Here is an 11,952-nt window from a genome sequence, read left to right as displayed (position 1 = left end):
ATCCCAGCGTACTGACTATCGGGAAAGAAGCGGTTTCGAAGTGCTACAATTCAGTTAGATCGCCAGTCTGTGACCAAGACGTCGACTCGTATAGCTCAGCGACGGGAACCGAGGTGGAGAGTGACTGCTTTGAGCTAATTCGAACCGACCACGTTGTTGGGCTACCCAGATTTGGCACTTCGACTTCGTATAGGTAAGCAACGTCCTGAGGCACCGAATCACGCGAGTCGAGAACTCCCAACCCAAGGAGTCCGCGTGGCTGATCGAGGTCCGTGAGCCAATCCAGCGAACTCATATCGTCCTCCTTCGTGCAGTTGTCAGCGGCATCGGCCAGTTGCTGGAATTGTTCGAGAGTGATGAACTGGGCAGCAGCATAGGTGGGTCCACGGACACATCCTGTTGCAATTAGAATTACGCGTAGTGTCTGTAGACGTTTGATCACGCGCTCCGGAGATCCATCATAGTGCTTGTACACCTGTGCGACCTGACCGTGATCCGGACTTTTGAACCGGATCAGACAGTTTGTTGACATCGAATCGAGTAACGATGACCGGTTTTACGCACCGGCACCCATTCACGGTGCCAACAAACACAACCACCGCGGCGCGAGGAACTACACAACAAGTGTTTTTTGACGACGGCAGTGGAATTCCTCTGTATGCCAGCCGGGGATCCGTCGGGAAGCGAAGAAGAACAAGAGGCCAGCGGTGCTGACCTCGGTGACATTCTGGAAACGATCGCCGGTGATGTTCATAATCGGATGAGCGAGGGAGACGTCGAAGACGCGTTCATCGATCGTGGGTTCTTTGATGCGCTTGGTTTCGAACAACACGGTGGTGACATCCAGAAAGAACGACGACTCGAGGACGGAACGCGGCCTGATATAACGACCCTGCGAGATAGTAGTGCCGTCGTTGCAGTCTACGAATTCAAGTCACCGACTGAGTCGCTGAATGACCACACCTCCCAACTGGAAGGGTATGTATCCACGCTCAAGGCGGAGTATGGAGTGCTCACGAACGGTCGAAGCATCCGCCTGTACGAGCGAGATGGTGAAGGAATGGAACGAGTCGTCGATTTCGGGATGGGCGACGCATCCGGTGTCGATTATCTCGATACTGTCGCCGATGCGCTCGACAAAGGAGAGTGGTCGTTAGGGTCGACAGCCCACGTCGAGGAGTACCGGGAATGGATCGCGACGAACCAGCTGGGACTCGAGTCAGAGATTGCTCAAACATTCTTCTTCGATACTTTTCGATTCGATCGGCAGGGGTCATTCGGTGAACTAGTCGAGGCAACGATGGCGCTGTTAGCGGAACTTCGCGATGAGCAAGATCAATCGTTCGTTCGCGGCGCGTTCAAATTCTGGCGACAGAGCTACGCCGATATACCCAGCAAAAAGAACGTCCCACGGGCTTGGTACCCGTATGTCGTTCCTGACGGTGAAAACGAGATTCAGGACAACATCAGCCAGGATTTGCTTGCTGATTTCATGTTCTCACTGGAGACAGGATTCGCTCTCCTCTCACGGCTCTTTCTTGCCAAGGCTTGTGACGACTACGGCTTCTTTGAGAACGATCCGTTGCGTGGTCGACTTGACAGCCTCGGTGATCGGTCGGATAGTATTGACCCTGCTGAGTACCCTTCGCTCATCGATTCGGTGTTCGGTCAGCTTCGGAATGAGCTGATCGAGAGTCTCTTTGAGGACGATCTGTTTGTCTGGTGGACTGACGGCTATCGGGACACGATCGCCGAGTCGGAGCATGCTGCGCGTTTCGGCGATCTTAGCGGGGCGACCGACGTCGACCCGTCAGTTGAAGCCGTTCGCGACTCGTTCAGCAAGGCTCTCGGAGAACTGTTCTTTGCGGTCCTGAAGTTCGACTTCTCAGAGGTCGATAATGTTGACCTTCTCGGCGGGCTATATCAACGATATTTCGATGCCGACACTCGGAAAGCCCTCGGTGAGTTCTACACGCCGTCAGAACTCGTCGATTTGATTTTGGATCGGGTCGGCTACCAGCAGGGAGTTGGCCGCAAACGACTGATCGATCCCTCCTGTGGGTCGGGGACATTTCTTACGGAGGCGTTACAGCGACATCTCGACGATATCGAACGCCGCTCGGCTGACCCTGACTGGGCGGAAGAACTCCGTTCGCTCTGCCTTGAACCCCGAATCGTGGGGATCGATATTCACCCCTTTGCGGTGCTGATGGCACAGATCAGCTTCACGCTCACTATCCTCCCACAATATCGCGAGGCAAAACACAAGAATCCCGAATTCACGCTGCGGCGACTACCCATCTTTCGGGCAGACACGCTCGAAAACGAGGTAAGTGGACCTGGAGCGGACATCGATGGTGAGGGGCAGCAAACGTTCAACACGATCCAGGAAGACAGTACGGACGTCAGAGTACCGATCGACCTGCCGCTTACAGCCGACAGCGAGGCAGGCGAAAATGGTGATGACTTCCTCACTCGTGAGCTGACCCTTCCGACCTACGACGCCTTGAAAGAACGAGGCGGGGCGACAGTCGGCGTCGTCAACTACGGTGATTACTTCCGCGTGCTTCAGGCGATGCTCGACGTTACTCGAGCCCACGTCGATGCACCCACGCCAGGGGGAACGCTCACGGAATACGACGCGACTATCGCCTCACTCGATCGGGCGCTGGAGCAGTATCTCGATCATGCGGCCGGTCCCTTGTCGTCGTTCCTCGAATCGTACGTTGAGGAACTCCTCGAACTGGTGGCTGAACTACAGTCTGATCACGGTGACGGTCGGTTATTCAAGATGTTCGAGGACGTCACTCTTGGGATCGTTGTGAAGAACTATCTCGAATATGATTACGTCGTTGCGAATCCTCCGTATGTCGAGAGCGGTAAAATCCCTGCAGAGGACAAGGACACATACGAGCAGGTCTATTCAGAAACGTACCCAGACCGAAAGACGGACCTCTACTGTCCGTTCTACCAGCGCGGTGTCGACTGGCTCAAGCCGGACGGCACACTCGGATACATTACTCCAAACCAATTTATGGTCGCCCGGTACGGTCGTGGGGTCCGATCGTACCTCACCCAACAAACGGAACTGCAGGACCTCTTCGATTTCCGTGACGCTGGCGTCTTCCAGGATGCGACGAATTATCCAGCGATCGTCGTCGCTTCGAAACTCGCGGAGGGGCACGGAGCGCCTAAAAATGAGATAAACTGCGTTCGCGTCAAGGGCCGTGACGAGGAGGATACGGAGGTTGCGGCTGGTCAAGACAGTAACGAGGACGGGCTCGACATCGACCAATGGGTGGACACGCGCCATCAGTCTGAGGAAGAGGGAACGTCACTCGATATGGATCTGGATACCGCTGTTGTCTCCGAGATCCGCGATCACTGTGAGGACTCCGGACGCTACACACATATTGACACCTTCCCGTTTACACAAGGTGATCTCCGGGAGGAGTTCTGGGCACCGATGCCGGCCGATGAATGGGCTCTGTTCCAGCATTTAGAAGATCAGCGAGACACCCGGTTATCTGGGTTGATCGATCTCCATGCAGGGACCCAGACCGGTATGAACGACGTGTATCTCGTCGTCCCAACTGAAGGATATCGTATCGATGCCGATGAGACTGGAGGAACCGTTGAGGTCGTACCAAAGGGCCTGGACGAACCCGTCGAGATCGACAGGGCATTGCTCCGACCATGGCTCCAAGGTGAGGATGTGACTCGCTGGCGATCGGACTGGTCTGGTGAACACGTTATTTTCCCATACGAGCGGACCCAAGGGGACGGAGGCATCGCTTACGATGCTATTGCCCCGGAAACGATGGAAGATGCGTACGAAGCCACGATGGAATACTTCGAGCGATTCGAGGAAGACCTCAAAGGGAGAGAGGGTGGGAAAATGGAGGATGAGGAATGTTGGTACGAGTTTACCGCACCGAAGAGCCACAAAGAACACTCCGAACCCAAACTGATCTGTGCGGAGACTGCTGACGAAACCCGATTTATGATCGATGAAGACGGGACATGGCTATTCAAAGCTGCTTACGGTGCTCCGTATCCACCTGAGTATGCAGACCGTCGGGCGTATCTCTCCGCGTTCCTCAATTCGACGGTTTTCGATTATTACCTGAAGCATGTCACTTCGCTCAAATCGGGTGGCTATTACAAGTATACAACCCAGTACGTCGGCCGCATTCCGATCATTACCGACCCCGGCACACAGAAAGGGCGTTTTGAGGACCTCGTCGAGCAGATACTCGAACTACGCGACATTGAGCTTCGGACACAGCGGTTCCCGGAGGCATATCTGGACGCTGTAGACGGAGAGCAACGGATCTTGACGCACGAGTGGGACGAGAGTCACTCTCCTGTGTCTAAGGCCAATTATGATGAGGACCTTGAGGGGCCGATAGTCGACGCCGAGGGAGAACAAATCGTCGACGACTGGATCCGTGAAAGTGAGGCGAACGCAGCGTACGTCGCCGCTGCAATGATGAATCGATCTGTAAAGGCGGGTGACGTAACACGAATCGTCTACCCTGATAGCGACGCGACGGTCAAGGAGATGCTGGCTGCCTGGCGGACAGACCGGAAGAATGTCAAAGACATTGATGCCAAGATCGAGGAGTTAGAGACGGAACTCAACGATCTCATTTACTCGCTGTTCGGATTGGATGAGGAAGACGAGTACCGCGAGACACTCGAACAGTTCCTCGAAGCGTTTTAGCTTTCAGGACCAAGTTCCGTTGTCTCGGCAACCTTCGTGAGAGTCTCCTGGATGGTCGTGCGGATCTCACCGATCTCTTCAGGGGTGATTTTAGTTCGCTCTACCTGATCAGCATCGGTGAAGTAGAGCAGTGCGTGGATATCCCGTTCCCGCGGGTCCTGCTGTGCAAGGGCAACAGCGTACGCTCGTAGCTGTGGCCAGTAGCGCTCTGCGATCTCAGTAGGCGCTCTCGCTGAGGTATCACTCGTTTTGAAATCGAGGATGTAATATGCATCGTCAGTGACGGCGAGGTGATCGATATATCCGATTACCGCTCCGACATCCAACGAGGCCCTGACGAACAGCTCGTTGTACGTGAGTGGGTTCTGCAGCTCGCGGTGAAGCGTTTGGACGGCCGCAAGCCCCCGTCGGCTATGGGTGATAATCTCATCTCGGTTCGCTCGTGTCGGGTCGATATCATGCATTTCGAACGCTTCATTAATGATATCACCCCACTCTGATTCAGGCCGGTCAAGTTCACAGATCCGGTGGACAGCGTCTCCAAACGCGGCAGCGAGACCATCCTCACCGCTGTCCGTATCCGCATCTTCCTCGGTTTCTTCAGCATTAGTTACACTCCCATCATCAGTCGAATAGGACACAGGCTCAGTCGCTGACTGGTCGTCCGCGTTTTCAGCGGCGAGTGAAGTCGGATCGGGCTCACCAGGATCGAAGCTCACGCCCGTGTCGTCAGCATACCCGGTGACGATCTTTGCGTAGTTCGTCGCAGAGAGTTGCACTGGCCGTGAACGTCGCTCGGGGGAGAGGGTATCGATCGACGGCGCTGTCTCCGGTGTTGTATCGTCCGTTCCGCTCCACTCCGCTGGCGACGGGGGGAGCCGGATCTGGTAGTCGCTCGTCGATAGTTCGCCGTCGAGCGAGTCAGCCACGAGTAGCTCACTCAGGTCAACCCCTTCAAACAAGGCAGACTCAACAAAGTCACGCCAGCTGGAGGCGTCAGCCGGATTGCTACCCTTCGGATAGACGTCGTCTTCTACAACAGTCAAGCTGTTTGTCCCACTGAGAATGACGTGATCCCGTGCCCTAGTGAGTGCCACATAGAGGAGTCGCTTCTGCTCGGCACGATCCTCTCGCTGATGGCGAGCCTTTAGCCGATCGCGAACAAGCGTATCCTTCATAACAAACGGGTCGGTCTGTGTCGGCGCTTTCAGACCCAGGAACGGAACATCGTAGATCTCGTCGAGGTAGACCTTCCCGTACTCATCGACGTTCGCTCGTTGATTGAATCCAGTGTTTAGCTCCGGTACGACGACGATTCGCGACTCTAAGCCCTTGGCTGAGTGGACTGTCCTGATTTCTACACCCTCCGTTTCGGTGTGTATAGTCGCCTCGGGAGTACGTTTAGCCAATGTTTGCTGCCGGTCGATGCGATCCAGCAAACCACTTATCGTGAGTGCACGCTGATCCTCCCAGTTTCGGAACTGCTCGCGGAGCTTTTCGACGTTGACGACCGCCTGTTGTGAGCGATCGTCTGCGCTGATGCTTGCGAGGTAACCGGTCTCGTCGATCACGCGGGTAAGCAGAGAACTCCACATCGTGATGCCTGTTTGCTCCCCCGAGCTGGCATCGAGACCGGCAGCGGCTCGCCAATCTGTGAGGAGTTCGTATGCGTCCGCGAGATTCCCATCCGCATCCTGAAGGCCTGCCCACAGCGAGTCGCTGTCCCTATTCCCTGCCGCGAGCGAGCGTGCCAGTCGATCATCAGTGACCCCGAAAAGCGGTGATCGGAGTACTCCATAGAGGGCAATATCGTTAGTTGGATCTTCGAGTACTCGAAGTAGATTCACCAAGGCCGTAACCTCGGGGCTATCGTAGAATCCCATCCCGGAGACGACGGTATAGGGAATCTCGGCTTCATCAAAGGCGCGCTCGTAGAACTCTAGTCGGGTCCGAGCCCGGAGTAAGACTGTCACGTCACGGGGTTCGGCATCGCGGTATTCATCGGTCTCCTCATCGTAAACTTGTGGTGGGTCCGCAAACAGCTGTGAGAGACGTGCTGCGAGAGCGCTCGCTTCGCGATGGGCGGTATTAATGAACTGATCTTGTTCCAGTGGATTATCGGCGTCAAGCAGTCCGTTTCCGGATGACTCTGGAACGAGAAGATATTCACAGAGTCCATCAATATCTGTTCCCTCTCGTCGTTCAGCAGTGAGACGTTGTGGCTCGGCTTCATACGGCTGCCGCTCGTCACTTTCCGGTTCGAAAACCATCTCGAAGAGATCATTAATGAATGACAACGTCGGCTCGACGGTCCGGAAACTACCACTCAGGGGCAATTCCGCAGACACGCCCTCTGGGTTTGCCGCGGAGAGCCGATGCCGCGCTTCACTGAACGCGGTCACATCGGCGCCACGGAAGCGATAGATACTCTGTTTTTCATCACCCACGAGGAAGACGTTCTGCGAATCGAACTCGCGCGGATCGGTCCCCGTTAATGCACGGACTAGGCGCCACTGACGTGGGTCGGTGTCCTGAACCTCATCGACCATGACGTAGTCGAACTGTTCCTGTATCGCGGTCCGTGCGGCATCGTGATTTTTCAGGAACGAGATTGTCCTTCCGATGAGGTCCGTATAATCGAGAGCGTTGCGGTCAGCTTTGACCTCATCGTACGCGGTTTCGAGTTTGTCGTATACTCGTGCGAGCGCGAGAACGTAGTAACTGCTGTTGCGCTCCGTCGAGAGATCTTCGACGATTGTCAGCGTCTCCGGTTCGATCGTCTCAAGGATCGTGTCGATCGCAGCCCGCAACTCCTCCTGCTCGGCCTCAAAGTCATCCCAACCGTTCGAGCTCGCACCATAGATGCGGTAATCTTGACTGTACCGGTCGCCGTCGCCGGTTGTCAGTGCGTTTGCGATGGTATTCACTGCCGTCTGTCGGGAGCGTGTCGTCGCTTCTTCATCGAGGGCACCCGTACGTTGGAGAGTCTCATCGATCGTCTCGAGCTTCTCCATCGCATCGTCGCCATCATCGATCGCCAACTCACGTGTGTGGATATCTCGGAGTGTTTCAAGCGCGTCGACGAACATTGGATCGGCGAACCATGATTCAACCAACTCACCGTCGATCGGTATGAACTGCTCCCAGGCGACATCGAGATACTCGTTTGGGCTCTTGTCTTTCCAGTGGGTTGCCCAACGCGTGCTTTCGGGACGGGAATCGAGCAGACCGACTAAGACTTCCTCAAGTGAATCGCGGGACCACAGTCTCGCTAAGAGGTTGAGGCCGTGTTCATCTTCGTGCTGATCGATGAACTGCGTAACAACATCGCGCTGGAGGCGTGCGGCATCCGTTTCATCGAGCGTTGTGAAATTGGGATCGACAGGGGCCTCGACAGCATGCTCAGTTAGCAGCCGGCTACAGAACGCGTGAATCGTGTGAATATAGCCGTTTTCGAGTTCATCGCGGATTTCGCGCCAGTCGTCATAAGGGGTCTGTGAGTCGGCCGCTGTCAGTTCTTGGTCGACCGCAGCACGGATTCGCTCGCGCATCTCGTTCGCGGCGTCTTTTGTGAATGTGATCGTCACGATGTTCTCCGGCGTAACGGCACCGGGATCAAGCATCGTAAGGTACCGCTCGGTAAGTGTCGTGGTCTTGCCTGTACCAGCACCAGCGGTCACCGCGATATTGCGTGACAGATCAAGCGCGGCCTCCTGCTCGTCAGTGAGCTGGATCACGTCGTCGGCCTCAGAAGAGTCATCTTCCGACCCACTCATGCATCACTACCCCCCGGTAGACGATCCTCGACGGCAATCTCACGGCTCCGATCCGCGACGTATGCGGTCGCATTCTCCTCGTCGATATGTTCGATAAGATCGTAGCGGTCGTGGTGTCGGACATCACAGACATCGCTGTAGTCACAGTACTTGCACCCAGCCTCGCGCGGACCGAGAACCGACGGATGAAAGGCGCCGTTTCGGATCGCTTCGTCGATCTGGTGAACCCGTCGTGGTGTTAGATCTTCAAGGAATGCCTCGTAGGAAGGATCAGCCGGGCCGTCCCCGACGCGCTCAGAGAGCGGTCCTTTCCGTGAGACGCCATTCGGGACGTCGATATCGTAGAAATGAGCATCGACGGTTATAGCTGCCGATGGTTGGTCAGTTGTCGTCGCGATTCCATGTGTGGCGGCGATAGCATACAGCGGGAGTTGGAACTCGACGCCTTCAACCGTCCGCTTGAGGTTCGTGCTACCAGTCTTGTAATCGAACACTGAGGCAGGTTCCGATGTCACATCCTGCGTAATATCGATACGGTCGATGACTCCCGAAATAGTCGCCGTCGTTCCATCCGGAAGCGGAAGTTCGAATGTGGGGGTGTCGTGGTCAAATCCTACCGGTGTTTCGAACCACGCTGGGTGAAGTTCGCTATCGTTACTGTATTCCTCTTCTAAGAACCGCAGGAAGAATCCGCGATCTCGACGGCTATGTTCCGACTCCGGTGCTGGCTGTCCAGTCGTTGAGGCATCGTAATGGTCATTTTCGGCTGGCGTCGCCAGACCGGCAAGTAAGTGGCTCTTCCAAGTGGTATAGAACGGACTATCGTACGAGAGGTCGAGTTCTGCTTCGGCGTCGAGTGCTGCCGTGAGAAGTTGCATTTCGAGCATCTCGAAGTCATAGTCAGAGAGGTCAACTGGTTCGCCGGGGGTGGTTTGCAGTCGCGAAAAGAATCGCTCGAGTGTTTCATGAACGACATCACCGATGTCAAGCGTGTCCGGCTCCGTCGAAATATCGTCCGGTGCGTCAAGCCCAAGCCCTCGGTTCATGAAATAGGCGAATCCACATTTCGCGTAGCCCTTCAAGCGACTTGGGCTAAGCCGCTCGAGTTTCTCATCCGAAAATACTGCCTCGACGGTACTCGTATCGAGCTGGCCGTCATAGTCAGAAAGAGTAATATCGCTACGATGGGCCGCACACTCTGCGCCGTCTTTGAGCCGAGTGGCCTGTGAGTCAGTCAGATCACCGGCCGCGACGCAGGCCTGGACCATATTGTGCAACTCCGCAGTGTCAGATTTCGCGAGGGTCCGCTGGAGATCCTCAGCAGTTCCATGAACAGAGAGCGGTTCCGAGGGCTCGAGTTCAGTAACGCGGGCTAGTTCATCCAGGATCGGTGATGGAAGGACTGTGTCGTCATTGATCGTCGCTTCCGGCGTAGTGAAATGTGCGGTCTGAGTACTAGCTAGGAGAGTAGCTACCTCGTACCGTGCGTCTAGCTGCGGATCCGAGTCGACGACTGCGTCCGGATCTGTCTGGAGTGCCGGGACAATATCCTCGATTTCTTCAAAGAACAGCGGTCGCTGAGGAGATGCCGGAAGGGCATCTGCCGTCGCACCGATGAGATACATATGCTCGAACGCTTTGCCCCGTACGTCGAGGAGGCCCATCACCTCGACTCGTCCCGTCGTGTCTTGTTTGGGAGCCGGCGCGCGAACGTCGCTCAACGCTCGTTCAATACGGTCGACTGGATCGTCGACGAGGCCAAGTGCAGCGACCTCGGAGACGGAATCTAATACACTCTGGATCTGTGAGAGCGTCCGTTGTTCGAGGGTAGCGTCGACACGATCACCGGAGTTGGTGTGGTTGGAGATGTGTGACGCTAACCTGAGTTGATCGAGTAGCGTCTCGATCTGCTCCATAGCCGCCGCTGGGGTGATATCGGATCCCCGAACCATCTGGCAGTCGTTGAGAATCTGCTCTAACTGTGTCGCAGTCGTCCTGTACCCCTCGTTTGACAGCTCTGTGAGAAGCCTTGTGCAATCTTGTGAGGGGAGCCGGCGATTCATCGCCGCTACGGTGGACGGATCCACGTCATCGATACCAACAATTGGATTCGATACTAACTCGACAAGCGTGTCTGTCTGCGGATTCTCGCTGCAGAGAGAGACTAGTTGTAGGACTGCTTCCCCGACGTGTGTTTGCTGGAGTACTTTGTTGGCGTAGCTTACGTACGGGATCTCGTACGCGTCGAAGCTATCCGCCAGCTGTTCACGGTAGGAGATCAGGCCTGGGACGACGACTGCGATCTCTTCCGGAGGAATGCCGTCAGAAAGCTGCTGCCGGATGCTCCGTGCGACGTGACGCACTTCCCGCTCCGGTGTTGGAGCCTCGTGCCACACGATGTCGTCTAGAGCTGTAGCTGTCTCATGGTCATCGCGCTCGGAAAGGACGTATAGCTGCTGTGCGATCTCGTGAGTCGATGCCTCCTCTTCCGCTGGAGGAACGTACTCCGGGTCGCACCCGAGCGCCTGAAACGCCTCGAAGCAGTCGACGATTGCACGATCAGTTCCGATGCCATCGGTGTCTTCGTGGATGGCAGGCAGCGTCGCGAAGAACGCGAACTCGTTGGCGAGTCGGTCAATGAGCTGGTATTCCACGCTCGGTAGCGATCGACGATCAGCAACGATCACGACGTCAACCGAGGGGTAGCATGTCTGGAGCGACGGTTCGGCTTCAGCAACGGCCCTGATCCGTTCGTTTCGTGGCTGCGTCCGTTCGTTCGTGTAGTCGTCACGGAGAGCTGTGTACCGTTCAAAGGCTGTTACAGTCGGATCACGAATCCGCTCTGGGAGTGTCGTGTCGGCGAGCGATTCACGGAGCATCTCTACGGTCGAGATGCCCGCCGCCTCGATGGTCGCGAAAACCTGTGAGAATTCTTCGAGCAGTGCAGGGCCTCCGTTGAGATCCCCAGCCTCGTCGACGTCGATGAGTGCTTGCTCGATCAGGCGGAGTCGTTCCTGTCGTCCCAGCGTCTCTCCGACGCCGAATAGCTGCTCGTAGCAGTGGTCAACGACGTCGTCGAGCGTCGTCACCTCTATCGCGAGCGCCGGATGCTCAGCTGCCCATGCATCCGCAACGTCGTCGCTCGCTCGATTGTTTGATTCGATGTAGAGGACTCGTCTAATTCCTTCATCGGCAAGCTCCCATCCCCGATCGAAGGTGGCCTTCCGAAGCGTTGAAAACGAGGGCCCAAAGAGGAGTTTGGCGGTCTCAGACTCAGACATTTAAGGATAACATATCCTTTACTGCGGTCCACTTAGTGATTTGGCTAGCTGATATTGGCCAGATCGGCTTATCGACGTAAGTGACCCTCCAATCGATCGTGTGCAACCACGATTGCTCAGTGCTAAGATGTCGATAGAACACCCAACGTGATGGGATTATGGCCCTTCA

3 protein-coding genes are annotated in these 11,952 nt (G+C 55.8%); 1 reads left to right on the top strand and 2 read right to left on the bottom strand.

What is annotated here, in order from left to right; all coding sequences use genetic code 11:
• Positions 1 to 658: 658 nt before the first annotated feature.
• Entirely contained in the window at positions 659 to 4,726 is a 4,068-nt protein-coding gene (locus P0Y41_RS17505; protein WP_284063819.1) for an Eco57I restriction-modification methylase domain-containing protein, read from the top strand.
• Here the strand turns inward: P0Y41_RS17505 and P0Y41_RS17500 are convergent.
• The gene (locus P0Y41_RS17500) at positions 4,723 to 8,502 is read right to left on the bottom strand and encodes a UvrD-helicase domain-containing protein (RefSeq protein WP_284063818.1); all 3,780 of its coding nucleotides are present in this window, start codon (positions 8,500 to 8,502) and stop codon (positions 4,723 to 4,725) included. The genes P0Y41_RS17505 and P0Y41_RS17500 overlap by 4 nt on opposite strands.
• Entirely contained in the window at positions 8,499 to 11,783 is a 3,285-nt protein-coding gene (locus P0Y41_RS17495; RefSeq protein ID WP_284063817.1) for a PD-(D/E)XK nuclease family protein, read from the bottom strand. The genes P0Y41_RS17500 and P0Y41_RS17495 overlap by 4 nt, the downstream gene beginning before the upstream one ends.
• Positions 11,784 to 11,952 lie beyond the last annotated feature (169 nt).

The sequence above is a fragment of the Halobaculum halobium genome, assembly GCF_030127145.1.
Lineage (GTDB): Archaea > Halobacteriota > Halobacteria > Halobacteriales > Haloferacaceae > Halobaculum > Halobaculum halobium.
Note: the sequence above shows the minus strand (reverse complement) of the source record. Positions and strands in the feature narration are given on the sequence as shown.

Bases quoted from the DNA above. Each gene is read 5' to 3' on its own strand.
- P0Y41_RS17505 (WP_284063819.1), top strand. From the start codon at position 659: ATGCCAGCCGGGGATCCGTCGGGAAGCGAAGAAGAACAAGAGGCCAGC.
- P0Y41_RS17495 (WP_284063817.1), bottom strand. From the start codon at position 11,783: ATGTCTGAGTCTGAGACCGCCAAACTCCTCTTTGGGCCCTCGTTTTCA.
- P0Y41_RS17500 (WP_284063818.1), bottom strand. From the start codon at position 8,502: ATGAGTGGGTCGGAAGATGACTCTTCTGAGGCCGACGACGTGATCCAG.